This window comes from Sphingomonas faeni (assembly GCF_040407505.1).
Taxonomy (GTDB): domain Bacteria; phylum Pseudomonadota; class Alphaproteobacteria; order Sphingomonadales; family Sphingomonadaceae; genus Sphingomonas; species Sphingomonas faeni_E.
The window spans coordinates 39326-63820 of record NZ_JAPZPQ010000004.1 but is presented as its reverse complement, the minus strand read 5'-3'; the positions used below and the strand labels follow the sequence as shown (position 1 = coordinate 63820).

Below are 24495 nucleotides of genomic sequence, written 5' to 3'. Positions count from 1 at the left end.
CGTCTGATGTGCGGGGTGATTGGTGACGCCGGTTACGCGCATTATCCCGCTACGGCAACCGCAAAAAGGACAAAAGCGGGTTGTTATTGCAACTCGTTCGCATGTGCAATAAGGCCTACCTGCTTCGTCATCCTGACGAAAGTCAGGATCCAGAGTAACGAACGACATCGCCTGTGGCTCTGGATCCTGACTTTCGTCAGGATGACGGCAGAGCCTTAGAGGTGGCCCTCGGCGAGATAATCCTCGGAGCGCATCTCTTCGAGGCGGCTGATCGTGCGGTCGAACTCGAAGCGCCCGTCACCGCTTTCGTAGAGGTCGCCGGGTTGCGCATCGGCGGCGGCGAGGAGCTTGACCTTGTGCTCGTACAGCGCGTCGATCAGCGCGACGAAGCGCGCCGCCTCGTTGCGGTTCTCGGGGCCGAGCTTGGGGATGCCGACGAGGATGACGGTGTGGAATTTCCGCGCGATGGCAAGGTAGTCGGCCACGCCGCGGGCTTCTCCGCACAGCTTCTTGAAGCTGAACACCGCGACGCCCTTGAGCGATTTCGGCACCCGCAGCGTGCGGCCCTGGACGATCAGGTCTTCGGCCGGGACGTGCTCGCTGTCGTCGGTCGAGAAGTCGGTGAGGCGGAAGAACGCCGCGGAGAGTTGCGCGGTCGCCTCGGGGCCGTTGGGGACGAGCCATGTGTCCTGGCTGCCGAGACGGTCGCGACGATAGTCGACCGGGCCGTTTAGCGGGAGTACGTCGAGGCGCTGTTCGATGGTCGCGATGAAGGGCAGGAAATGCTCGCGGTTGAGGCCGTTCTTGTAGAGATCGGCGGGCGGGCGGTTCGATGTAGTGACGATCGTCACGCCGGAATCGAGCAGCGAGGTCACCAGCCGCGACAGGATCATCGCGTCGGGGCTGTTGGTGACCATCATCTCGTCGAACGCGAGCAGGCGGGTCTCGTCGGCGATCGCGGTGGCGACGGGGACGATCGGGTCGCCGACTTCCTTGCGGCGCTCGGCGGCGATGCGCGCGTGGACCTCGAGCATGAACTCGCCGAAGTGGACGCGGCGTTTTTTGTCGACTGGGGCGTTGGCGAAGAACAGGTCCATCAGCATCGACTTGCCGCGGCCCACGCCGCCCCAGAGGTAGACGCCGCGGGGGTCGGGTTTCTTGGAGAAGCGCGCGAAGAAGCCGGTGGATTTGGGGGTGGCGAGTTCGGTCGCGAGGGTGTTGAGGCGCGCGGCGGCGGCGGCTTGTTCGGGGTCGGGGCGGAGTTCGCCTGACGCTACGAGCGCTTCGTAGGCTTTGAGTACCGTCATTTCCGTTCCCCCGCGCAGGCGGGGGCCCAGGCCCCCAGGCGTTGTATGTGTGGCTCCTGGACTCCCGCGTGCGCGGGAGAACAGAGAAATGCCGGTGCTATCTGGCAGTCGGCTTGCGGATCGTGGCCGAGAAGGCGGCGATCTTCGTTTCGTCGTCCCCTTGCACCACGAGGCCCCGGAGGAACAAGAGGCGGCCGGTTTCCTTGAGCACCTCGACCTGCGCCTCGATCGGCTCGCCGATGCGGCCGCCGCCGATGAACTGCGTGTTGAGATCGAGCGTGACCGCGGTGCCGGCGGTGATCAGGCCGAAGCCTCTTGCGGCTGCGAACAAGGCGACGTCGATGAACGCGAGGAGCGCGCCGCCGTGGACGTTGTTCTGGAGGTTCGAATGGCGATGCTCGGGGGTGATGCGGACGCGGACAGTGTGGCCGTCGACGCGGTAGAGCATGGGGCCGAGCAGCGTGTTGAAGCGGGTCGGGTCGGAGAGCGACCAGCTGCGCCAGCCGGGGTTGGAGGGGTCTTCGGCTTCTACGAAATGGGGCTTGTCAGTCATAAATTCCGTTCGTCCCGAGTAGGCATCGAGCTTGTCGAGATGGCGTATCGAAGGACATGTACCTCGATACGAGCTCTCGACTACGCTCGATCTCTACTCGGCACGAACGGGGTGGGGGGAAGGCAGGTCTTACCCCCCCCCAAAAAAGTCGGGAAAGGTAGGCCCCTCCCCCAACCGAAGGGATCAGACGATCCGTTCGGCTTCCATCTTCTTGATCTCGGCGATCGCCTTGGCGGGGTTCAACCCCTTGGGGCACGCGTTCGCGCAGTTCATGATGGTGTGGCAGCGATACAGGCGGAACGGATCCTCGAGCTCGTCGAGGCGCTCGCCGGTCATCTCGTCGCGGCTGTCGGCAAGCCAGCGATAGGCCTGCAACAGGATCGCGGGGCCGAGAAACTTGTCGGCGTTCCACCAGTAGCTCGGGCACGAGGTCGAGCAGCACGCGCACAGGATGCACTCGTACAGGCCGTCGAGCTTCGAGCGGTCTTCCGGCGACTGGAGGCGCTCCTTGCCCGAGGGCGGGGGAGTGACGGTCTGCAGCCACGGCTTGATCGACGAATATTGCGCGTAGAAATGCGTGAAGTCGGGGACCAGGTCCTTGATCACGTCCATGTGCGGCAGCGGGGTGATCTGGACCTCGCCCTTGCAATCCTCGATCGCGGTGGTGCAGGCGAGGCCGTTCTTGCCGTTGATGTTCATCGAGCACGAGCCGCAGATGCCCTCGCGGCACGACCGGCGGAAGGTGAGCGAGGAATCCTGCTCGCTCTTCATCTTGATCAGCGCGTCGAGCACCATCGGGCCGGTGTCGTCGAGATCGAGCTCAAAATTATCGTAGCGCGGGTTCTCGCCGCTGTCCGGATCGTAGCGATAGACCTTGAACGATTTGAGACGCTTACCCCCGCTGGTCGAGGCGTGCTTGACGCCCTTCTTGACGACGCTGTTTTTCGGGAGCGAGAATTCGGCCATTGCGAGCGGTCCGTCCGTGGTGTGATTATAGGTTGTCAGAGCCGATACATGACAGGGGCCCTCCCCGCAAATCCTTAGCTTCGCGGGTGCAACATGCGTCACACCCGCTGTCGCGTTGCCTGCTCGCGCCGGGTCAGATGATGTCAAGGACAAGCCCGAGGTCGCGCGCTTCCTCGGCTTCGATGTACCAGTTGGAGGGGGCCTTCTTCTTGAGGTCCTCGAGCGACACCTTCGAGCCCTCGACGATCGCGCGGAAGCCTTCCTCCTGGATGTTGATCGAGTCCTCGATCTCGTGGAGCTTCGCCTTGAGCGTGTAGGATAGCGTGTTGAGCGGGCCGTTGAGCTCGATCGTGCTCTGCATCTGGCGCTCGTGGATCATGATGCGGCTGTTGCGCGTGAGGAAACGGCTGTCGACAGGGAAGGCGGACATGAAGGTCGCGCCGGCGGAATAGACCGCGACCTTGCCGAGGAACAGCGTCTCGCGGCCGGTATATTCGCGGAGCAGGCGGATGTTGTCCCCCATCGCGCGCGCGACTTCGGGGTCGCCACCGAGCGTGGTGATCGAGACGACCAGCGGGCCTTCGGTGGGGGCGGCGACGAGTTGCGACTTGAAAGTGTCGTACATCGCGTCGTCGACGGGGCCGTGGAGGTGGATGTGTGGGGCGGCCAGCAGCGGATAGTTGCGGGCGTTCGAGGCGGGGGATGTGTCGGTCATGCCGCGGCAAACTTTTGCGGGGGGAGTGGGTTCCGGATGAGTTGCGGCACATCAATATTTCGGGGCACGTGTTCGAACATTGTTAGTACGGTTCAGCGGTGGTATCTTCGTGGTGAAGAGGAGCTGAAGATGCGGACGTCGTTGCGGAAGATGGGCAACTCCACTGGGATGATTGTCCCCCGATCGATCCTCGGGGCGATCGGCGCCACAACCGGGGCGGCAATGGATTTGCGCGTCGAGGATGGAAAGCTGATCGTGACGCCCGCCGAACGCGTTGCGCGCGATGGTTGGGCGGAGGCCGCGGCAGGCCTTGCGGCGACCGGTGAGGAACTGGAGTGGCTTGGCCTTGGCATTGCCGACGATGCGAAACTGACGTGGTGACCTACGCGTGAAGCGGGGTGAGATCTGGCTCGCTGCGCTCGATCCTACGGTCGGGAGCGAGATCCAGAAGACGCGGCCTTGCCTGGTCGTTTCACCGGACGAGATGAACGATCACCTGCGGACCGCGATCGTCGCGCCGTTGACGACGGGGAGCCACCCCGCGCCGTTTCGGGTCGCGGTGACGTTCAAGGGGACGAGCGGGCTGGTGCTCCCGGATCAGATGCGGACGATTGATCGCGGGCGGTTGATCAAGCGGATGGGGCGGATCGATGCGCGGACTCTTCGCGCGGTGCTGGAGGTGCTTGGGGAGATGTTCGCGGTTTAGCGCGAGGTGTATATGGCCGACGGTCTTGTCCTTGGGGACGCCTGACGCTTGTTTCCCCGCGAAGGCGGGGATCCAGACTGGGCTCCCGCCTTCGCGGGAGAACAAGGAGGGGCAGACGGTGTTACGCGTCTCGCGTCAGGCGCTTGTGCTGGAGGATCCAGCCTACCAAGCCGCCGGGGACGCCGCCCACCAGCGAGAAGAGCGCGTAGAAGGTTATCGCGATCTTCTGGGGTTCTTCGCCCACACCGCGGGGTTCGATGGCGAAGACGTAGATCGCGGTCACTACCGCGACGACCACCGGCCATAGGAAGCCGGCGATCATCGGTTGGAAACGCGTCAGGAGCCCCACCGCGACGGGCACGAGGAACCCGATCGCGATGATGGCCCACGTCATCAGTATACTCGCTTCTTGGGCTTGATGTAGTCGATGTCGTCGGTGAGCGTGTAGTCGTGGACCGGGCGGAAATCGATCTTGGTCTCGCCGCCCTTGCCGCCCCAGCCATTGAAGGTGGTGATGGTGTGCTTCATCCAGTTCGCATCGTCGCGCTCGGGGAAATCCTCGTGCATGTGTGCGCCGCGCGACTCGGTGCGGTTGGCCGCCGAGTTCATCGTGACGACCGCCTGGCCGATCAGATTGTCGAGTTCCATCGTCTCGACCAGATCGGTGTTCCAGATCATGCTGCGATCCTTCACGGCGACGTCGGTCATCCGGCTGTAGATCCCGGCCATCTTCTCGACGCCCTGGTTGAGCAGCTCGGTGTCGCGGAACACCGCGCAATGCTTCTGCATCGTCTGCTGCATGTCGAGACGGATCTGCGCGGTCGGCGACCCGCCGCTCGCGTTGCGGAAATGATCGAGACGCGTCAGCGCGAGGTCTTCCGAACCCTTGGGCAGCGGCGCGTGCGCGGTGCCGGGCTTCAGCGTGTCCTTGATCCGCAGGCCGGTCGCGCGGCCGAACACCACGAGATCGATCAGGCTGTTCGAACCGAGGCGGTTGGCACCGTGGACCGAAACGCACGCTGCTTCGCCGACTGCGAACAGGCCAGGGACGACCGCGTCGGGGTTGCCGTCGACGAGGTTGACGACTTCGCCGTGGAAGTTGGTCGGAATGCCGCCCATGTTGTAATGCACAGTCGGCGTGACCGGTAGCGGCTGGCGCGTGAGATCGACGCCGGCGAAGACCTTGCCGGTCTCGGTAATGCCCGGCAGGCGCTCGGCGAGCACTTTGGGATCGATGTGATCGAGATGCAGGAAGATGTGGTCGCCGTTCTTGCCGACGCCGCGGCCTTCGCGCATTTCGAGCGCCATCGAGCGACTGACGACGTCGCGCGAGGCGAGGTCCTTCGCCGACGGGGCATAGCGCTCCATGAAGCGCTCGCCCTCGGAGTTGGTCAGGTACCCGCCCTCGCCGCGTGCGCCCTCGGTGATGAGCACGCCCGCGCCGTAGATGCCGGTCGGGTGGAACTGGACGAACTCCATGTCCTGGAGCGGCAGGCCGGCGCGGAGCACCATCGCGTTGCCGTCGCCGGTGCAGGTGTGCGCCGAGGTCGCCGAGAAATAGACGCGGCCGTAGCCGCCGGTGGCGAGCACGGTCTGGTGGCTGCGGAAGCGGTGGATCGAGCCGTCTTCCATGCACAGCGCGATGACGCCGCGGCAGACGCCGTTTTCCATGATCAGGTCGAGCGCGAAATACTCGACGAAGAAGTCCGTGTTGTACTTCAGGCTCTGCTGATACAGCGCGTGGAGCATCGCGTGGCCTGTGCGATCGGCGGCGGCGGCGGTGCGCTGGACCGGGGGGCCCTCGCCCATGTTCTGCATGTGACCGCCGAACGGACGCTGATAGATCGTGCCGTTCTCGTTACGGCTGAACGGCATGCCGGCGTGTTCGAGCTCGTAGACCGCCTGCGGGGCCTCGCGGCAGAGATACTCGATCGCGTCCTGGTCGCCGAGCCAGTCGGAACCCTTGACGGTGTCGAACATGTGCCAGGTCCAGTGATCCGGCGAGTTGTTGCCAAGGCTGGCTGCGATGCCGCCCTGTGCAGCGACGGTGTGCGAGCGGGTCGGGAAGACCTTGGTGATGCACGCGGTCTTCAGGCCGCTCTCGGCGATGCCCATCGTCGCGCGCAGGCCGGAGCCGCCGGCACCGACGACGACCGCATCATAGGTATGATCGATGATCTTGTAGGCAGACATCAGGCGGGGGCTCCGGAGAAGGCGACCTTCAGGATCGCGAACAGGGCGATGCCGCCCAGCGTGAAGGTGAACAGGTTGAGGAGGATCATCGTCACGACACGGCTTTCGTCGTGCATGTAATCCTCGATCACGACCTGCAGACCGAGACGGAAGTGGTAGAAGACCGACAGGATCAACAGCGCCATCGGCACCGCGACCCAGGCCGATTGCAGCCACAGATGGACCGCGGCATAGTCATAGCCGGGCATCCGCGCGACCGAGATCATGAGCCAAAGCATGAGGAACAGGTTGGCGCCCGCCGTCAGGCGCTGCTGCCACCAGTGATGCGCGCCGTGCTTGGCGCTGCCGAGGCCGCGGACGCGACCGATTGCCGTACCCGAACCCATTACTTGATCCCCATGTAGAGCCAGAACACGACCGTCAGCGCGACAGACGCGACCATCGTCGCGAGCGCGCCCATCTTGTTCCGCTTCAGTTCGTAGCCGGCGCCGGTATCGAGCACGAAATGGCGGATGCCGGTCATCATGTGCTGGAACAGCGACAGTGTCAGCCCGACCGCGACGATATAGCCGAGGATGTTGAGCCGGCCCGTCTCGGTGGTGAACACGTCGACGAAGGTCGCGTACGCCTGATCGCCCGACGCGATCGCGGCGAGCCACCAGACGAGCAGCAGGCTGCCGACGGTCGCCATCCCGCTGCCGGTCACGCGGTGCAGGATCGAGACCAACATGTGCGGGCCCCATTTATAGACCTGCAGATGGGGAGAAAGCGGGCGTGCCGGATTGCGCGATGCCAAGGGCGGAGTCCTCGAACCAGAAGATGACGAACCAAGAACAGCTTGGTCCAGAATATATAGATTGGGCGACCTATTAGCCACCGCGTGCTGCGATGCAACCCATTGGGGCCGGTCCGATAACCCATGACACCGCGCGCGTGATGCCGTGCGGGACACGATGGCCATGCACGTGACGTGACGTCGATCCCTAACCAGCCCTTAAGACATGGCGTGTAGCGATGGCGTCGTACATTCGATCCGGAGTTCACCGTCTTGACCACCAACGACCTGCCGGCCCCCGGCTCGATCGCGGCCTCCGTCGACCTGATGGCGCGGCTGCGGGTGTTCGATTTCGACGGATCGCTGACCGGCGCGAGCCGCGAAGTCTGGGCCGCGCTGGCGCCCGAGATCACGCATGTGTCCAGGGCGTTCTGGGAACAATGGCTGCAGTGTTTTTCCGACGAACGGATCTGGGCGCCGCACGAAACCGACCAGATGATCGAGATCGGTTGCACGTTCCTGCGCAATCGCTTCCTCGACACGAGTGGACGCGCCTGGATCGAATCGATCGAGCGGTCGGTCGCGACGGCGTATGTCGCCGACGTATCGCCAATGGCGCTGCTGTCGATGATCAGCGCGAGCGATCGTGCCGCACTGGACGTGTTGATGCGGCGGGTCGATCGGTCGGATCCGAAGCTGCCGGTGTTCATCGACACGCTGATGCGGTTGTCGGCGCTGGAGGGCGAGATCACCGTTGCGATCTATAACCGGTACCAGATGCATACCGCGCAGGTCGCGCGCGACACGCTGGCGGCGGAGTTCCGCGACGGCATCGCGGCGATGGTCGAGACCGCGACCGACGAGGGGCATATGCTGCGCGAGCAGGCGTTGCGCAGCTCGGCGTCGACACGTGCGGTGCTCGGCAAGGCGAGCGAAGTCGCGGCCGCCGCGGAGCAGTCCGCGGTGGCGATGCGCGAGGCGGCACAGACCGCCGCCGGCCTGATCCGTGCGATCGAGGACGCGCGGACCGAAGTGGAGGCTGCGGCCGAGATCGCCAATCGGGCATCGGCGCAGGCTGGCCAGGCGGTCGGCATGTCGGAAACGCTGAGCGATCATGCGAAGTCGATCGAGTCGATCCTGGGGCTGATCCGCGACATTGCCGGGCAGACCAACCTGCTCGCGCTGAACGCGACGATCGAGGCGGCACGCGCGGGCGATGCCGGGCGCGGGTTCGCGGTGGTGGCGCAGGAGGTGAAGAGCCTCGCCAACCAGACCGCGCGGGCGACCGACGACATCGCCGCGAAGATCGCCGCGATCCAGTCGGCGACGCGCTCGACCGTGGAGACGAATGCGTCGATCAAGTCGACGGTGGCCGAGGTGCAGGAAAGCGCCGACCGCATTCGTTACGCGATGGAGGCGCAGGCGCAGACGGTGACCGCGATCACCGCGGCGGTGGACGAGACCGCACTCGCGGCGGATTCGATGTCCAACACGATCGCCGCGATCCGCGAGGATACCGAGACGGTCGCGACCGAGATCGACGGGGTGGGTCGCGGGTTCGACGTGCTCGACGGGCGGCTCAGCAACCTGAAGAACAGCGCGGGCGATTTCGTCGCGAAGGTTGCGGCCTAGGCGCGGGCTATCGTCCGTGGGTGCGGGATTGGCGTGACGAGGCGTCGTGGGGCGCGCTAGAGGTGCGGCATGACCATTCTTCTTACAGGCTCCAGCCGCGGTATCGGCGCGGCCATTCATGCGGCGCTGACCGAGGCCGGCGCGACCGTCATCGGGCATGGGACCGCTAGCGGTATCCCGGCCGACTTTAGCGATCCTGCGGGGCCGACTGCGTTGTGGAACGCTGCGCTGGAGCAGGCGGGCGGCGCGATCGACGTGTTGATCAACAATGCTGGCGTGTTCGAGGCGGCGCCGCTCGCCGATGACGACTGGACCGCGCAGTGGGAGCGGACGATGCGGATCAACCTGACCGCTTCGGCGGAACTGTGCCGGTTGGCGGTGCTGCACTGGCAGGCGCGCGGTGTCGGCGGGCGGATCGTCAATATCGCCAGCCGGGCGGCGTATCGCGGAGATTCGCCGGCGCATTGGCATTACGCCGCGTCGAAGGCGGGGATGGTGGCGATGACCAAGACAATTGCTCGGGGGTATGCTCGGGAGGGGATCCTCGCATTTGCGGTGTGCCCAGGGTTCACGATGACCGGGATGGCGGAGGACTATCTGTCGAGCCGTGGCGGCGATGCGTTGCTGGCGGATATTCCGCTTGGGCGGGTTGCTGCACCGGAAGAGATCGCGGCGGCAGCGAAGTTTTTGGCGTTGGAGGCGCCGGCCTCGATGACCGGGTCGGTGATCGACGTGAATGGGGCGAGCTATGTCCGATAGTTGGAAACTCACCCTCCCCTGCACGCGCGCGGAGGCGGAGGCGATCGATGCGAGCGACGATCTGACGATCGACGGCGTGTTGATGACGACCGAAGAGATCGAGGACGACGTCGAATCGTGGCGGCTCGATGCGTATTTCGAGCATGAGCCGGCGGCCGACACGGTCGCGGCGGTGCGGGCGCTGGTGCCGAGTGCGACTGGGGCCGCGATCGCGGTCGAGCGGCTGGGCGATGCGGACTGGGTGACGATGAGCCAGGCCGGGCTCGCGCCTTTGTCGGTCGGGCGGTTCTTCGTGCACACGGGTGCGCATGCGGGCGCGGTGCCGGCGGAAAAGCGGGCGTTTTTGATCGAGGCTAGCCGGGCGTTCGGGACGGGGCATCATGAGACGACCAGCGGGTGTCTGGCGATGCTCGACGGGTTGGCTGGCGCCGACTTTGCGAACGTGATCGATATCGGGACGGGGACGGGGTTGCTGGCGTTTGCGGCGGCGCATCTTTGGCCTGGGGCCAAGGTGATGGGGACGGATATCGATCCGGTCTCGATCGATGTGACGGCGGAGAATGCGGCGCTCAACGGGGTCGAGGGGATCGATCTCGTTGTGGCGGACGGTGCGCTGGACGATGCGATCGTGGTTCGCGCGCCGTATGATCTGGTGATCGCGAATATTCTGGCGGGGCCGCTGGTGTCGATGGCGCCGGAGATCGCTTCGATTTCGGATGTGGGGGCGACGATCGTGCTGGCCGGGTTGCTGGAGACTCAGCGGGCTGGGGTCGTGGCGGCGTATGAGGCTTGTGGGTGTTCGCTGGAGGCGGTCGACCGGCGGGGGGATTGGAGTGTGCTTCGGCTGAAGGCTGGGGCGGGGCGGTTCGTGGCGGAAGGGCCGTTCGATCCTAAGGGGCGCGATGGGTGGGCGCTGGATATCTAGAGTACCCCCTTCCCAGCAGAAGCTTGTTCCCCCGCGAAGGCGGGGGTCCAGTCTGGGCCCCCGCCTTCGCGGGGGAACAAGCTTTAGGGATGGCGGCCCTCGCCCCATACCTAACACCACCCCGGCGTAGGCCAGGGCCCAATTGGGATAGCGGTGCGGTTCGATCTCGGAGGTTCGCCCAATTGGGCCCCGGCCTACGCCGGGGTGGTGCTTCTGGTTTATGCGCTGAGTTTCGCGTTCGCGTACTCCTGCGTGCCCTCGGTGATTATCACATCCCCCGGCTCGATCCGCGCGACGGGGATATCCGGGAGCGCCTTCAGTTCCTCGTACAGCGGCGCGAAGTCGGTCTCTACCGTCAGCCGCAGCAACTCTTCGAAGCTCGGGATCACGAAGTAGTTCTGCTGGAAATCGTCGATCCGATATTCGGTCCGCATTACGCGGGCGAGGTCGAGTGCGATCCGGTTGGGGCTCGGATCGTCGAGCGCGAACCGCGTTTCCGCGTAGCTGGAGACGATGCCGGAGCCGTAGATGCGCAGGCCTTCGGGTTCGGAGATCAGGCCGAACTCGACTGTGTACCAGTAGAGCCTTCCGAGATACTTCAGCGCGTCGAGGCCGAGCGCGCGCTGGCCGCCGCGGCCGTAGGCGGCGAGGTAGTCGGCGAAGACCGGGTCGGCGAGCATCGGCACGTGGCCGAACACGTCGTGGAAGACGTCGGGTTCCTGGAGATAATCGAGCTGATCGGGGCGGCGGATGAAGTTGCCCGCGACGAACCGCCGGTTGGCCATGTGATCGAAGAACACGTCGTCGGGGACGAGGCCGGGGACCGCGACGACCGACCAGCCGGTGAGCTTGGTCAGGCGCTCGGACAGCTCCTCGAAATCAGGGATGCCGGGCTTCGAGAGCTTCAGCACGTCGAGCCCGCGCAGCCAGGCGTTCGAGGCGCGGCCGGGGAGCAGCTTCGACTGGCGCGCGAACAGCGTGTCCCACGTCGCGTGATCCTCAGCGGTGTAATCCGCCCAGTTCTGCGGGATCGTCCAGTCGGGCGCGCCTTCGGGCGGGGTGCTCAGTACGTGTGTGTCATTGGCCATGCGGCTGGTCTAGCATGACGGAATGAAGACGGAAACGCGTTGGGTTACATGGATTTTACGGGCGATCGCGGCGGTGTTCGGCGTGGTTGCGAGCTATGCGGTGGCAGGGCTGGTCGGCGGGTCGATCCCGAGCAATCGCGACTGGCGGGCGCCGGCCGAGGGCGTGCATATCTTCGTCGAGAGCAACGGCGTGCATACCGGGATCATCGTGCCGAAGCTGGCCGCCGGGGTCGATTGGCGCGGGGTGGCTCGGGCGGCGGATTTGCGCGATCCGCGCTATGGTGCGTTCGATCATGTGTCGTTCGGGTGGGGGGAGAAGACGTTTTATCTCGAGACGCCGACCTGGACCGACGTGAAGCTGCGGACGGTGTTGGCTGCGGCGACCGGGAGTAATCGGACGTTGATGCATGTCGATCATCTGCCGAGGCCGCGCGCGGGGGACGGGGCTCGGGAGATCGTGGTGACGTCGGCGCAGTATCGGCGGTTGGCGGCGTATATCCGGGCGAGCTTTCGCGACGGGGGTGCGCGGTATCCGGGGTATGCAGGGTATGATGCGTTTTATGATGCCAACGGGCGCTATAGCGCGGTGCGGACGTGTAACAGCTGGACGGGTGATGCGCTTCGGTTTGCGGGGGTGAAGGTTGGAGCTTGGACGCCGTTTCCGGTTACTGTGATGGGGTGGTTTTGAAGCCGCCGTCAAAAGCGCTTTGGGCGGCAGAGTTGCCGCGCGCGGCGTGGACGGTTGCAACATGGTGGCGCCATCGTCCGGCGCTGGCTGCGGTACCTCGCGGTGACGGGAGGGCGGTGATGGTGCTTCCGGGGCTGTTCAACACCGACCGCTCGAACTTCGTGATGCGGGGCTATCTGAAACGGCTCGGCTACCGCGCGACCGGCTGGGGATTGGGGCGCAATCTCGCGTACGGACGGTCGGCGTGGAGGCCGAGCATTTGATAGCGCGGATCGAGGCGTTGGCAGCACATGCCGGGCCGGTCACGCTCGTCGGTGTGAGTCTAGGTGGGATCATGGCGCGGCTGGTCGCGCACCGGCGCCCTGATCTAGTGCGCGCCGTTATAACTGTCAGCTCGCCTTTTGCTGGCTCTGCCAGGGCGACCAACGTCTGGCGAGCGTTTGAATGGATGACGGGCGAGCGGCTCGATGATCCGGCCGTGATCGCACGCAGTGCGGGGATTGCCGCGCCGCTACCGATACGGTCGACCGCGATCTGGAGCCGGTCCGACGGGTTGGTCAACGGTTTCATATGCCATGACGCGGCAGGAGCTGCGGTGGAGGTTCGGAGCGGGCATCTCGGCGTGCAGCTGAAACCGGCGGTTCTGATCGCGGTGGCGAAGGCTTTGGCGGACTAAGCCGCCTTCCCGGCGGAGGCCGGGGTCCAGTTGGGGGACGTTGCTGACTGAGGGCAGCGACGTTACTTCGGTTGCCCAATTGGGCCCCGGCCTTCGCCGGGGTGGTAGTAAGGGGGGACGGGTATCAGGCCGCTCAGTTCCCGGCGCGATACCCTTGGTACTGCCCGCATTCCGAGCGCTTTGGGTCGCGCTTGCAGCGCTTCGCGAGTTCCTTGCGCTGCTTGCCCTCTTCGGCTTCCTGCTTGCGCATCTTCTTGCCGTAGTTGCGGTCCGATTCTTCCTGGCTGGTGGTGGTCCAGTCGACCGCCTTGCCGGCCACCTGGAACGGCGCCTTCACGATCGAGGTTGCCGTGCTGATGCAGCCACTTACGAGGAACGGCAGCACCGCGAGTACGGGAAGAACCTTACGCATTTACTTTACTCCTGCACGCGCAGTTCCCTGGGCTCGGTCGCGCGCTTGGGCCCCGTATAGCGGAAAGTCGGTGAAGAAACCGTCGATACCTTGTGCAAGCCCTGCGTCGATCTCCGCGGCGATGTCGCCGTGGGCGGCGGGGTCGGTGCCGCGGCGGAAGCGGGTCGGTTCGAAATAGTTTTCCGCGCGGTAGGTCCAGGGGTGGACGCGCAGCCCGGCGGCGTGCGCGGCGGCGACCAGCATGGTGGGGGTCGCGTCGGTCCAGAGCATGCTCTTGTTCGGACCGATGCCGTAGGCGTAGGCCGCGACCGCCTTCAGGCCTTCGGGTGTAATCATCGCCTTGTAGCTCGGCTGCGCGCCATCGGCGGGACCGCCCTCCCCGTCCATGAGCTGGATCAGGCGCACTTTCGTCATCTTGTGGAGGCGCTGGAGGTTGGCGACCTCGAACGACTGAATGAAGACGGGCGCTTTGGCCGAATCCCAGCCGGCCTCGCGCAGTTCGGCGACCAGTTTCGCGTCGGTCGGGTGGCCGATCTTGGCGAAATAGGTCGGATGCTTGGTCTCGGGATAGATGCCGATCGTCCGGCCCGTCTCGGCCGTACGACGTTTGGCGAGCGCGATGATCTCGGCGAGCGTCGGGATTGCGAATTGGCCGTCATAGGCGGTGTTCGCGGGGCGCAGCTTGGGCAGGCGTTCCTTCGCGCGCAGCGTCTTCAGTTCGGCGAGCGTGAAGTCCTCGACGAACCAGCCGGTCATCGTCTGGCCGTCGATCGTCTTGGTGGTTTTCCGCGCGGCGAACTCGGGATGGGTGGCAACGTTGGTCGTCTCGGCGATGTTGTTCTCGTGGCGCGCGACGAGGACGTCGTCCTTGGTCGGCACCAGATCGGGCTCGATGAAGTCGGCGCCCTGATCGATCGCGAGCGAATAGGCCGCCAGCGTATGCTCGGGCCGGAGACCGCTCGCACCGCGGTGCGCAATCACGATCGGGGGCGATAATCGGGGAGAAGCTGGCGTCATCGCAACAGCATGCCCGCTCGTCGCCGCCAGTGCCAGCGCAACTATGTATGAGAGCCTGTCGCAATAGGAAACGATTGGTCGCATCGGCGTTAAGTCCTCGAAATCCGTACATTCCCGGCACATTCAACCAGGGGCACCGCCATGCATTTCACGATCAATGGTCAATCATATGACGCCGAGCCCGATATTCGTACGTCGGTGCTCGACCTGTGCCGCGAGCATCTCGGGCTGACGGGCTCGAAGAAGGGTTGCGATCATGGCCAGTGCGGCGCGTGCACGGTGCTGATCAACGGGCGCCGCGTCAATTCCTGCCTGACGCTCGCGGTGATGCACCAGGACGACGAGATCACGACGATCGAGGGCATCGGCCAGCCGGGCAACCTGCACGCGTTGCAGGACGCGTTCGTGCGGCATGACGGATATCAGTGCGGATACTGCACGCCGGGGCAGATCTGTTCGGCGGTCGGCATGCTCGACGAGGTCAAGAAGGGCTGGGCCAGCCATGCGTCGGGCGACCTGACCGATCCGAAGTTCGACGATGCCGAGATTTCCGAGCGGATGAGCGGCAATCTGTGCCGCTGTGCCGCGTACCCGAACATCGTCGATGCGATCCGCGAAGTCGGCGGTGCCGAGCCCGCCGGCCGGACCGCAGACGAGAAGGACGCCGCAATGGAAGCCAATGCGCGCGGGGAGCTGGTGGCATGAAGACCTTCACGTACGAGAAGCCCGCTACGCCCGAGGCTGCGGTCAAGGATATCGATACGAGCGGCGCCAAGTTCATCGCGGGCGGCACCAACCTGCTCGACCTGATGAAGTTGCAGGTCGAGACTCCGGACAAGCTGGTCGACATCTCGCGGCTCGATCTCGCGAAGATCGAGGAGCGTGAGGATGGCGGGCTGACGATCGGTGCGCTGGTGCCGAACAGCGATCTCGCTGCCGACCGCCGCGTCGTCGCCAAGTACGAGGTGCTGAGCCGCGCGTTGCTGGCAGGTGCCTCGGGGCAGTTGCGCAACAAGGCGTCGACCGGGGGCAATCTGCTCCAGCGGACGCGGTGCTATTATTTCTACGACACGGCCGCGGCGTGCAACAAGCGCGAGCCGGGTAGCGGTTGTTCGGCGATCGGCGGCTTCAACCGCATCCTCGCCGTGCTGGGGACGAGCGAGCACTGCATCGCGACGCACCCGAGCGACATGGCGGTGGCGATGCGTGCGCTCGACGCCACGATCGTGACGCTGAAGGCGGATGGCGATCGTCGGCGGATTTCGATCCACGACTTCTATCGCCTGCCGGGCGATACGCCGCAGATCGAGAACGCGCTCGAAGCGGGTGAACTGATCACGCACATCGAGCTGCCGGCGCCGGTCAAGGGCAAGCAGGAATACCGCAAGGTGCGCGATCGTGCGTCCTATGCGTTCGCGCTCGTCTCGGTGGCGGCGATCGTCGATGTGCAGGACGGCGTGATCGCGTCGGCCTCGCTCGCGTTCGGCGGGCTCGGGCCGATGCCGTGGCGCAATCCGGCGGTCGAGGCGGCGCTGGTCGGCAAGGCGCCGTCCGATGCCGTGTTCGAGGCTGCAGCGACCGCGCTGCTGGCCGACGCCAAGGGCTATGGCTCGAACGACTTCAAGATCCCCCTCGCCCGTCGCACGCTGATCGCGACGCTGCGCAACGTCACGGGAGCATAAGCATGTTTGGTCTTGGCACTACGAACAGCCTGACGATGGACAAGCCGCATCCGGACAGTCTTCTGGATACGGGCGTCCAGGGCGTCATCGGCAAGCCGCTCGACCGGATCGACGGGCCGCTGAAGGTCACGGGCACGGCGACCTATGCGGCGGAATACCAGTTCGCGAACATGGCGTATGGCGTGCTGGTCGGCACGAAGATCTCGGCGGGCAAGGTCGTTTCGATCGACGTCGACGCCGTTAAGGCGATCCCCGGCGTGATCGACGTCGTCACCGATTTCGACCAGTTCATCCGCGTCTCGGCACAGGGCGGCGCGACCGATGCACCGACGCAGGGCGTGAAGGACATCGCGTTCTTCGGCCAGATCGTCGCGATCGTGCTCGCGGAGAGCTTCGAGGTCGCGCGCGATGCCGCGGCGCGCCTGCCGATCGAATATGACGAGGCCGATGGCCAGTACGACTTCGCCGCGCACCGCGACGAGACGCGGACGCCACCGGACGATGCGACGCCCGCGCATTTCAAGCAGGGCGACGTCGACAAGGCGATGGCCGAGGCGGCGGTGACGATCGATTCGACCTATGTGACGCCGAGCCAGAACTCGGCGGCGATGGAGCCGCATGCCTCGACCGCGGTGTGGGAAGAGGACGGTTCGCTGTCGCTGTACGGCGCGTACCAGATGCCGACGTCGGATGCGCAGCAGCTGGCGAAGTCGCTGGGCTTGTCCGAAAAGAAGGTGCGGATCATCGCGCGCTATATCGGCGGCGGGTTCGGATCGAAGCTCGGCATCGCGCCGGAGAGCGTCGCGGCGGCGATTGCGGCGAAGCAGCTTGGCCGTCCGGTCAAGGCAGTGATGTCGCGGCCGCAGGTGTTCGAGGCGACGGTGCGACGGTCGAATACCGAGCAGCATGTGCGCCTTGCGGCGGATGCCGACGGCAAGCTGCTGGCGATCGGTCACGAGACGTTGACGTCGAACCAGCCGACCGAGGATTATTTCGAGCCTGCGGGCATCGGCACGCACCTGCTGTACGGCGGTGAGAACCGGCTGATCACGCATGAGGTGGTCGACGTGAACTTCGTTCTGTCGGGCTCGATGCGCGCGCCGGGCGAGGCGGTCGGGATGCTCGCGCTGGAAGGCGCGATGGACGAGCTGGCCGAGAAGCTCGAAATGGATCCGATCGAGCTGCGCAAGCGCAACGATCCGAAGATCGACCCTGAGAAGGACGTGCCGTATTCGTCGCGCAACCTGACGCGCGCGCTCGACGAGGGTGCGAAGAAGTTCGGGTGGGACAAGCGCCAGAAGGCCGGGTCGCGGCGCGAGGGCGAGTGGCTGATCGGCATGGGCGTCGCCTCGGCGGTGCGCGGCAACATGATGATGGAATCGTCCGCCAAGGTCGAGATCCACCCGGACGGCTCGGCGACGGTGTCGTCGGCGATGACCGATATCGGCACGGGCAGCTACACGATCCTGGCGCAGATCGCGTCGGAGATCCTCGGCATTCCGGTGGAGAACATCACGATGTCGCTGGGCGATACCAATGATCCTCCGGCGGCGGGTTCGGGCGGGTCCTGGGGTGCTACCTCGTCGGGTACGGCGGTGTATCTTGCGTGCGAGATGCTGCGTGGGAAGCTGGCCAAGGCGGCTGGCGTCGACGAGGACGGCCTGACTCTGAAGGACGGCAAGGCGATCGGCGACAACCGCTCGACCCCGATCGGCGAGCTGGTCGGCAAGGGTCTCGAGGCTACCGGGCATATCAAGCCGGGCAAGCAGGAGAAGGAGACGACGCAGGCCGGGTTCGGCGCGCATTTCGCGGAGGTCGCGGTCAACGTGGTCACCGGCGAGACGCGGGTGCGGCGGATGCTCGGGTCGTTCGCGGCGGGGCGCGTGCTCAACGCGAAGACCGCGCGGTCGCAGTGCCTTGGCGGGATGACGTTCGGGATCGGCACCGCGCTGACCGAGGACCTGATCCACGACACGCGGACCGGCAAGCTGGTGAACCACGACCTCGGCGAATACCACGTGCCGGCTAATGCGGACGTGCCGCAGATGGACGTCCACTTCGTCGACGAGCGCGATATCCATGCGAACCCGATCCACGCGAAGGGCATCGGCGAGCTGGGGATCTCGGGCGCTGGCGCTGCGGTGGCGAACGCGGTGTATAATGCGACGGGGATCCGGGTGCGTGAGTTCCCGATTACGCTGGATAAGTTGCTGGATCAGTTGCCGGCTGTTTGAGGGCGAGGCTGAGTAAAGCTTAGCTCCTGTAACAGTTACCCCCCCGGCGGAGGCCGGGGCCCAATTGGGAGGGCTTTGATAACGGAGAATTGTTCTCCGTTACTCTCGTTCCCCAATTGGGCCCCGGCCTTCGCCGGGGTAGTGTTTGGGGGATGCGTGGCGCCCTCGTCAAACACCCCCACCCTACCCATATCCTTCCCTCCACCCGAGGACGCAGAATGAACGAACACGTGATGGATGCGGCGTTCCGGCCGGGTGGTCTCGACCGCGCGAAGCAGGGCGTTCTCGGGCTTGGGCTCGATCGGATCGAGGGACCGGCTAAGGTCACCGGCGTTGCAGACTATGCGTATGAAGGCACGCCGGACGGTATCGCCTATGCCGCGATCGTCGGGACGCCAGTTGGCAGCGGGCGCATTCTCGGTATCGACGTCAGCGCCGCCGAAGCTTTGCCCGGTGTCATCGCCGTCATTCATAACGACCCGCGCATGCCCGCCGGCGAGTCCAATTCGCGCGCGATGCCGCTGTTCGATACCGACGTCATCCTCCACCTTGGCCAGCCGGTCGCGATCGTCGTCGCGGAGGACCAGGCGATCGCGCGCGATGCCGCGGCACTGGTCGTGGTTCGCACCGAGGCGGGCGAGGATCGGTTCGACGTCGAGGCTCAGCCGGTCGATACCGCGCCGAAGATCGGCTTCCTGCCGCCGATCGACAAGGGCGATCTCGACGCGGTGATGGCGAATGCCGCGGTGACGTTCGACCGGACCTACACGACGCCCGTGCACTTCCCCGCCGCACTGGAACCGCATGCGACGACCGCGTGGTGGGAGGGCGACAAGCTGACCGTGCGCTCCAGCAACCAGGTGATCGGCGGCGCGCGCAAGACGATCGCGAAGGCGCTGAAGATCGATGCGGACAAGGTGCGCGTGCTCGCGCCGTATGTCGGCGGCGGCTTTGGAGGCAAGACCGGTGTGGGTCCGGAAGCGATCCTCGCCGCGATCGCGGCAGAGGTCGTCGGGCGGCCGGTCAAGGTTGCTCTCCCTCGCCGCCAGACCGCGTATATGGTCCACCACCGTTCGCACACGACACAGCGGATCCGGATCGCTGCCGACGAGCACGGCGTGATCCTCGGCATGGGGCATGAGAGCGTCGTCGCGCAGAACGACGATGGCGAGTTTCTCGAGCCGGTGCCGTTCGGGACGCTGCCGCTGTACCGAGGCGACGCGCGGCGGTTCAAGACCGACTTGGTGCGCGTCGACCTGCCGGCGAGCGGTGCGGTTCGGGCGCCGGGCGAAGCGGTCGGGACGTTCGGCGTCGAGTGCGCGATGGACGAACTGGCCGAGCAGCTCGGGATCGATCCGATCGAGCTGCGGCGGCGCAACGAACCCGAGACCGATCCGGTGAGCGGCAAGCCGTTCTCCACGCGGCGGATGCTCGATTGTTACACGCAAGGCGCCGAGCGGTTCGGCTGGCCGGACACGGTGCCGGCGCCGGGCTCGGTGCGCGACGGCGAATGGCTGGTCGGGATCGGCATGGCGGCGAGCTTGCGCGGCAACTTCACGGTCGAGGCGCAGGCGCGCGTACGGCTGGAGGCGGACGGCCGTGCGACGGTCGAGTGCGACATGACCGATATCGGCACGGGGACGTACACCATCCTCGCGCAGACCGCGGGCGAGATGCTCGGGCTGCCGGTCGCCGAAGTGAACGTACGGCTCGGCGATACCGACTTCCCGCCGAGCGCGGGGTCGGGCGGGTCGTTCGGGGCGGGCAGCGCATGTTCGGCGGTGGTGCTGGCGTGCGAGGATATCCTCGGCGAACTGGCGCTCAGGATGAATGCCGCGCCCGAGGATCTGAGCCTGCACGATGGCTGCGTGAGTGCTGGTGGTCGGTCGGTAAGGCTCGCCGATCTGGTCCGCGGCGAACCGATCGTGGCGATGGGCAAGACCGGGCCGGGTGCCGAGAGCAAGCGTACCAGCCAGGCGAGCCACGGCGCGCACTTCGTCGAGGTCGCGGTCAACGCGGTGACGGGCGAGACGCGCGTGCGGCGGATGCTGGGCGTGTTCGACGTCGGCCGCGTGCTCAATCGCAAGACGGCGACGAGCCAGATCACCGGCGGGATGGCGTGGGGGATCGCCTATGCGCTGAGCGAGGAGGGCATCGTCGATACGCGGACCGGGGCGTTCGTGAACCCCGATTTCGGCGAATATCATGTCGCGGTGAATGCCGACATTCCGCAGCTGGAAGTGCATTTCATCGAGGAGATCGACGACTCCGCGAACCCGGTGGGGGCGAAGGGCGTTGGGGAGCTTGGGATTTCTGGCGCGGGGGCTGCGGTAGCGAATGCCATCTACAACGCGACGGGGGTGAGGGTTCGGGACTTTCCGGTGACGCTCGACAAGCTGCTCGAAGGGTTGCCTGCCATCTGACGGAACTCCTCCGTCACCCCGGACTTGTTCCTGGGTCCACCGGACCGCACATCGAACGCTGAGGGTTTGCGGCACCGTGGATGCCGGAACAAGCCCGGCATGACGGAAGAAGAAGAGACATGGCCGAAAACGATAGCGTGCTCGCTGCTGCGAAGACCTGGAAGGGCGAGAGGATGGCGATCGCCACGGTCGTCTCGACCTGGGGTTCCGCGCCGCGGCCCAAGGGTAGTCACATGCTCGTCCATGCCGATGGACGGTTCGAGGGATCGGTGTCCGGCGGGTGCGTCGAGAGCGACATCCTCGCCACCGCGGCCGAGGTGATCGCGGGGGCGCCGTTCCAGGTGCGCAACTACGGCGTAGCGGATGCGGCGGCTTGGGAAGTGGGGCTACCCTGCGGCGGCGAGATCGCGGTGATGGTGCAGCCGGTGTCGGCCGAGGGGTTCGATCCCGAGCTGTTCGACCGGATCGCCGACGCGCGCGACTTGGGCGATGCGTTGACCGTGACGACCGATCTCAAGACCGGGCATAGCGACGCGCGGCCGCTTGAAACGGGCGAGGTGTTCGTCAACCGCTACGACCCGCCGCGCCGCCTGCTGATCGTCGGCGCGGTGCAGATCGCGCAGGCGTTAGCGGGGCTGGCGCGCGAACTCGGGATCGAGACGGTGGTGATCGACCCCCGCGCGCGCTTCCTCACCGAGGAGCGGTTTCCGGGCGTGACGCTCGACGATCGCTGGCCGGACGAGGCGATCGCCGCGCTCCGCCCCGGTCCCTCGACCGCGGTCGTGACGCTGAGCCACGACATCAAGATCGACGACCCCGCGCTGATCGCGGCGCTCGCGTCCGATGCCGCCTATGTCGGCGCGCTCGGCAGCCGCAAGAGCCATGCGGCGCGGCGCGAGCGGCTTGCTTCGGAGGGCGTTACGGCGGAGAACATCGACCGGATCGATGCGCCGGTCGGGCTGGACATCGGCGCGATCGGACCGTCGGAGATTGCGCTGTCGGTGGCGGCGGCGATGATAGGAGCGTTCAATGATCGCCGCTGAAAACGTCTTTCTCATCCTCCTCGCGGCCGGGCGCTCTGAGCGGTTCGGCATCCCCAACAAATTGGAGGTGCCGTTCCTTAACAAGCCTTTGGGCATGCACGTCGTCACCGCATTCGAGAACATCCCGTTCAAGCGGCGGCTGGTGGTGACCGACGGCTGCAAGCTCGACTTCATCAGCCATCATTTCGAGGTGGTGCATAACGACGATCCGTCGTCGGGCATGTCGCAGTCGGTGAAGCTCGGCGTGCAGTGCGCCAAGGACGAGGGCGCAGAGGCGGTACTGATCGCGCTCGCCGACATGCCGCGCGTGACTGCGGCGCATATCTACCGGATGCTCGATGCCGCCGACAGCGCGGATGCGGTGGTCGCATCGAGCGATGGCGAGAAGCCGAGCCCCCCTGCCCTGTTCGGGCGCGAGCGGTTCGATTTCCTGCTGACGCTCGACGGCGATGCGGGCGCGCGTGACCTGGTAAAGGCGGGGCGGCACGTCGTTACCGCGCCCGCAGAGTTGATCGATATCGATACGCCCGAGGATCTGGACCGGCTGCAGGCGCTGGTCCGCGATCCCAAGGCGGCGATCACTCGTGCCTTAACGCGTCGATAGGGTTCATCGCCGCGGCGCGCCGCGCCGGGAAATAGCCGAAGACGACGCCGATCACCGCGGAGATCGCGAACGCGAAGATGTTGATCTCGGGCACGAACAGCCACTGAACCTTGATCAGCGGCGCGATGATCGCGATCGCGGCCTGCGCGACGATCAGCCCGATGACGCCGCCGAGGCACGACAGCGCGATCGCCTCGACGAGGAACTGCAACAGCACCTCGCGTGCGACTGCGCCGATGGCCAAGCGTATGCCGATCTCGCGCGTGCGCTCGGTCACCGATACCAGCATGATGTTCATGATGCCGATCCCACCCACGACCAGGCTGATCCCGGCGACCGCGGCGACGATGCCGGTGAGCAGGGTCGTGGTACCGGTCAGCGTGTCGGAGATCTGCTTGGTATCGAAGATGTTGAAGTCGTCGGGCTTGTCGCCGGTGATGGTGCGGCGTTCGCGGAGCAGGTCGGTGATTCCGGCCTGCACGGTGCTGGTGGAGAAACGCTCGTCAACGCCGACCAGCATCAGGCGGATATCGCGGTTGCCGGTGAAGCGCCGCTGGACCGCCTTGATCGGCATGACCACGGTGTCGTCCTGATCGCCGCCGAACCCGGCCTGGCCGCGCGTGGTCAGCACGCCGATCACATCGCAGCTGATCGACCCGATACGGAACCGGTGGCCGACCGGGTCGCCACCGGGGAACAGGTTTTTCGAGACGGTATTGCCGATGATGCAGACCGCGGCACCGGCGCTTTCCTCGACCGGCGTCCAGCGGCGGCCCGAGGCGAGTGGCCATGGCTGGACCTGGAAGATGGCGTCGGTGGTGCCGTTGATAGTGGTCGACCAGTTGGCGCCCTCGTAGATCGCGGTGGCGGTGGCGCTGGCCTGCGGCGCGACCGCGGTGACGCCCGCGATCTGGTTGGCGATCGCGGCGACGTCCTCGGGCTTGAAGTCGGGCGGACGAGGGCCGCCACCGCCACGACCAAAGCCTTGGCCGGGGCGGACTTGCAGGATGTTGGTGCCGAGCGCGGAGATCGACTGCTGCACGGCGGCGGTGGTCGCCTTGCCGAGCGTGACCATCGTTACCACCGCGCCGACGCCGATGACGATGCCGAGAATGGTGAGGAACGATCGCAGGAGGTGGCGGCGGATCGAGCGGAGCGCGAGGACTAGGGTTGTGCCGAACATTAGACTTCTTCCCCGCGCAAGACTTCTGCCCCCCCGCCCGCTTGCGGGAGGGGGTTGGGGGGTGGGCTCGCGGGTTCGGCAAACGCCGCGGTTAAAATGCGCGCGACTGTCGCTGGCGTTGCGTTCGACGTGAGCGCGTGCCCACCCCCGGCCCCTCCCGCTTGCGGGAGGGGGGAAGACAGGGCGCTCACGATTTCACGCTTTCGCCCTGGCGGTGCTGGCTTTCGATGCGTTCTACCAAGCCATCCTTGAAGTGGACCACCGTCCTCGCGAACGCGGCCATGTCGGGTTCGTGCGTGACCATCAGGACCGTGATGTTCTTCTCCGCATTCAGCCGCGTGAGGAGTTGCATGATCTCCACCGAGCGTTCGCTGTCGAGATTGCCGGTGGGCTCGTCGGCGAGCAGCACGTCGGGGCTGGTCACCAACGCGCGGGCGATCGCGACGCGCTGTTGCTGGCCGCCGGAGAGTTCGGCGGGGGTGTGATCCCACCAGTCCGCGAGGCCGACCGTGTCGAGGCTCGCCATCGCCGCGTCCCGGCGCGCGCGCTTCTCGTCGCCGCGATACAATAACGGCAGTTCGACATTCTCGAGCGCTGACGTGCGCGAGAGGAGGTTGAAGCCCTGGAACACGAAGCCGAGATATTTCCGCCGCAGCAACGCGCGCTGGTCGCGGTCGAGCGTCTCGACGTGGTGACCGCGGAACAGGAAGGTGCCGTCGCTCGGCACGTCGAGACACCCGAGGATGTTCATCGTCGTCGACTTGCCCGACCCCGACGGCCCCATCACCGCGACGAAATCACCCGCCGCGATGTCGAGGTCGACGCCCTTGAGCGCCTGGAACATCGTCGCGCCCTGCCCGTACGTCTTGGTGACGCCGCGCAGGGAGATGAGCGGTTCGGCGGTGAGCGGCGCG

The 24495-nt window shown here is 65.9% G+C and carries 27 protein-coding genes; 14 read left to right on the top strand and 13 right to left on the bottom strand.

Annotated elements, in window-relative coordinates:
• Window positions 1–215: 215 nt before the first annotated feature.
• The 4 genes from zapE to O6X71_RS13410 form a co-directional block, all read right to left on the bottom strand.
• On the bottom strand, window positions 216–1307 hold the full coding sequence (gene zapE, locus O6X71_RS13425) for a cell division protein ZapE (protein WP_353466306.1): 1092 nt from the start codon (window positions 1305–1307) through the stop codon (window positions 216–218).
• 97 nt (window positions 1308–1404) lie between these two features.
• Complete coding sequence (locus O6X71_RS13420; protein WP_353466304.1) at window positions 1405–1860, bottom strand: PaaI family thioesterase; 456 nt, start codon at window positions 1858–1860, stop codon at window positions 1405–1407.
• Between the two features lie 183 nt (window positions 1861–2043).
• Window positions 2044–2826: a succinate dehydrogenase iron-sulfur subunit gene (locus tag O6X71_RS13415; RefSeq protein ID WP_056060672.1), complete on the bottom strand. Its 783-nt coding sequence runs from the start codon at window positions 2824–2826 to the stop codon at window positions 2044–2046.
• 133 nt (window positions 2827–2959) lie between these two features.
• Window positions 2960–3541 (bottom strand): ClpP family protease, encoded by a 582-nt coding sequence (locus O6X71_RS13410; protein WP_192239456.1) that lies wholly within the window; start codon window positions 3539–3541, stop codon window positions 2960–2962.
• Window positions 3542–3670: 129 nt separating this feature from the next.
• Between O6X71_RS13410 and O6X71_RS13405 the strand changes: the two genes are divergently transcribed.
• Both O6X71_RS13405 and O6X71_RS13400 read left to right on the top strand, forming a co-directional pair.
• Window positions 3671–3922, top strand: coding sequence for an AbrB/MazE/SpoVT family DNA-binding domain-containing protein (locus tag O6X71_RS13405; protein ID WP_353466303.1), 252 nt, complete (start codon window positions 3671–3673; stop codon window positions 3920–3922).
• A gap of 7 nt (window positions 3923–3929) precedes the next feature.
• Window positions 3930–4247, top strand: a complete 318-nt coding sequence (locus tag O6X71_RS13400; RefSeq protein WP_353466302.1) for a type II toxin-antitoxin system PemK/MazF family toxin — start codon at window positions 3930–3932, stop codon at window positions 4245–4247.
• Window positions 4248–4368: 121 nt separating this feature from the next.
• Here O6X71_RS13400 and O6X71_RS13395 read toward each other — a convergent pair whose 3' ends face one another.
• The 4 genes from O6X71_RS13395 to sdhC are packed head-to-tail and all read right to left on the bottom strand — an operon-like array spanning window position 4369 to window position 7236.
• Window positions 4369–4641 (bottom strand): hypothetical protein, encoded by a 273-nt coding sequence (locus O6X71_RS13395; protein WP_353466301.1) that lies wholly within the window; start codon window positions 4639–4641, stop codon window positions 4369–4371.
• The gene (gene sdhA, locus O6X71_RS13390; RefSeq protein ID WP_120299368.1) at window positions 4641–6443 is read right to left on the bottom strand and encodes a succinate dehydrogenase flavoprotein subunit; all 1803 of its coding nucleotides are present in this window, start codon (window positions 6441–6443) and stop codon (window positions 4641–4643) included. Before sdhA ends, O6X71_RS13395 begins: the two co-directional genes overlap by 1 nt.
• The gene (gene sdhD, locus O6X71_RS13385) at window positions 6440–6826 is read right to left on the bottom strand and encodes a succinate dehydrogenase, hydrophobic membrane anchor protein (protein WP_060524023.1); all 387 of its coding nucleotides are present in this window, start codon (window positions 6824–6826) and stop codon (window positions 6440–6442) included. The genes sdhA and sdhD overlap by 4 nt, the downstream gene beginning before the upstream one ends.
• Window positions 6826–7236 carry a succinate dehydrogenase, cytochrome b556 subunit gene (gene sdhC / locus O6X71_RS13380; RefSeq protein WP_353466300.1) on the bottom strand — a complete coding sequence of 137 codons (411 nt, stop codon included), beginning with the start codon at window positions 7234–7236 and terminating at the stop codon, window positions 6826–6828. The genes sdhD and sdhC overlap by 1 nt, the downstream gene beginning before the upstream one ends.
• A gap of 267 nt (window positions 7237–7503) precedes the next feature.
• On the opposite strand from sdhC, the gene O6X71_RS13375 reads away from it, so the two are divergent.
• From O6X71_RS13375 to O6X71_RS13365, 3 genes are all read left to right on the top strand, one after another.
• Entirely contained in the window at window positions 7504–8847 is a 1344-nt protein-coding gene (locus O6X71_RS13375; protein ID WP_056061736.1) for a methyl-accepting chemotaxis protein, read from the top strand.
• Between the two features lie 69 nt (window positions 8848–8916).
• Window positions 8917–9606: an SDR family NAD(P)-dependent oxidoreductase gene (locus O6X71_RS13370; protein WP_353466299.1), complete on the top strand. Its 690-nt coding sequence runs from the start codon at window positions 8917–8919 to the stop codon at window positions 9604–9606.
• Window positions 9596–10531, top strand: coding sequence for a 50S ribosomal protein L11 methyltransferase (locus tag O6X71_RS13365; RefSeq protein WP_353466297.1), 936 nt, complete (start codon window positions 9596–9598; stop codon window positions 10529–10531). The genes O6X71_RS13370 and O6X71_RS13365 overlap by 11 nt, the downstream gene beginning before the upstream one ends.
• A 218-nt stretch (window positions 10532–10749) precedes the next feature.
• Here O6X71_RS13365 and phhA read toward each other — a convergent pair whose 3' ends face one another.
• Window positions 10750–11619, bottom strand: coding sequence for a phenylalanine 4-monooxygenase (gene phhA, locus O6X71_RS13360; protein WP_353466296.1), 870 nt, complete (start codon window positions 11617–11619; stop codon window positions 10750–10752).
• Window positions 11620–11641: 22 nt separating this feature from the next.
• On the opposite strand from phhA, the gene O6X71_RS13355 reads away from it, so the two are divergent.
• From O6X71_RS13355 to O6X71_RS13345, 3 genes are all read left to right on the top strand, one after another.
• Window positions 11642–12307, top strand: coding sequence for a TIGR02117 family protein (locus tag O6X71_RS13355; protein WP_353466295.1), 666 nt, complete (start codon window positions 11642–11644; stop codon window positions 12305–12307).
• Window positions 12308–12426: 119 nt separating this feature from the next.
• A complete protein-coding gene (locus O6X71_RS13350; protein ID WP_353466294.1) occupies window positions 12427–12570 on the top strand; it encodes a hypothetical protein in 144 nt (47 codons plus the stop codon).
• Window positions 12552–12983: an alpha/beta hydrolase gene (locus tag O6X71_RS13345; RefSeq protein WP_353466293.1), complete on the top strand. Its 432-nt coding sequence runs from the start codon at window positions 12552–12554 to the stop codon at window positions 12981–12983. Before O6X71_RS13350 ends, O6X71_RS13345 begins: the two co-directional genes overlap by 19 nt.
• A 133-nt stretch (window positions 12984–13116) precedes the next feature.
• Here the strand turns inward: O6X71_RS13345 and O6X71_RS13340 are convergent, their stop codons facing one another.
• On the bottom strand, window positions 13117–13395 hold the full coding sequence (locus O6X71_RS13340) for a hypothetical protein (protein ID WP_353466292.1): 279 nt from the start codon (window positions 13393–13395) through the stop codon (window positions 13117–13119).
• The gene (locus tag O6X71_RS13335; RefSeq protein ID WP_353466291.1) at window positions 13396–14412 is read right to left on the bottom strand and encodes a glycerophosphodiester phosphodiesterase; all 1017 of its coding nucleotides are present in this window, start codon (window positions 14410–14412) and stop codon (window positions 13396–13398) included. It abuts the gene before it with no gap.
• A gap of 141 nt (window positions 14413–14553) precedes the next feature.
• Between O6X71_RS13335 and O6X71_RS13330 the strand changes: the two genes are divergently transcribed.
• From O6X71_RS13330 to O6X71_RS13305, 6 genes are all read left to right on the top strand, one after another.
• Window positions 14554–15117 (top strand): 2Fe-2S iron-sulfur cluster-binding protein, encoded by a 564-nt coding sequence (locus O6X71_RS13330; RefSeq protein WP_082441359.1) that lies wholly within the window; start codon window positions 14554–14556, stop codon window positions 15115–15117.
• Window positions 15114–16094, top strand: coding sequence for an FAD binding domain-containing protein (locus tag O6X71_RS13325; protein ID WP_107952046.1), 981 nt, complete (start codon window positions 15114–15116; stop codon window positions 16092–16094). The genes O6X71_RS13330 and O6X71_RS13325 overlap by 4 nt, the downstream gene beginning before the upstream one ends.
• A 2-nt stretch (window positions 16095–16096) precedes the next feature.
• A complete protein-coding gene (locus tag O6X71_RS13320; protein WP_353466290.1) occupies window positions 16097–18328 on the top strand; it encodes a xanthine dehydrogenase family protein molybdopterin-binding subunit in 2232 nt (743 codons plus the stop codon).
• A gap of 218 nt (window positions 18329–18546) precedes the next feature.
• A complete protein-coding gene (locus tag O6X71_RS13315; protein ID WP_353466289.1) occupies window positions 18547–20751 on the top strand; it encodes a xanthine dehydrogenase family protein molybdopterin-binding subunit in 2205 nt (734 codons plus the stop codon).
• 119 nt (window positions 20752–20870) lie between these two features.
• Window positions 20871–21794 (top strand): XdhC family protein, encoded by a 924-nt coding sequence (locus O6X71_RS13310; protein WP_353466288.1) that lies wholly within the window; start codon window positions 20871–20873, stop codon window positions 21792–21794.
• Window positions 21781–22398: a nucleotidyltransferase family protein gene (locus O6X71_RS13305; protein ID WP_093396750.1), complete on the top strand. Its 618-nt coding sequence runs from the start codon at window positions 21781–21783 to the stop codon at window positions 22396–22398. The genes O6X71_RS13310 and O6X71_RS13305 overlap by 14 nt, the downstream gene beginning before the upstream one ends.
• On the opposite strand, the gene O6X71_RS13300 is transcribed toward O6X71_RS13305, so the two are convergent.
• Both O6X71_RS13300 and O6X71_RS13295 read right to left on the bottom strand, forming a co-directional pair.
• Window positions 22373–23581, bottom strand: coding sequence for an ABC transporter permease (locus O6X71_RS13300; RefSeq protein WP_107952041.1), 1209 nt, complete (start codon window positions 23579–23581; stop codon window positions 22373–22375). The genes O6X71_RS13305 and O6X71_RS13300 overlap by 26 nt on opposite strands.
• A gap of 187 nt (window positions 23582–23768) precedes the next feature.
• Window positions 23769–24425, bottom strand: a complete 657-nt coding sequence (locus O6X71_RS13295) for an ABC transporter ATP-binding protein (RefSeq protein WP_353466562.1) — start codon at window positions 24423–24425, stop codon at window positions 23769–23771.
• Window positions 24426–24495: the final 70 nt, after the last annotated feature.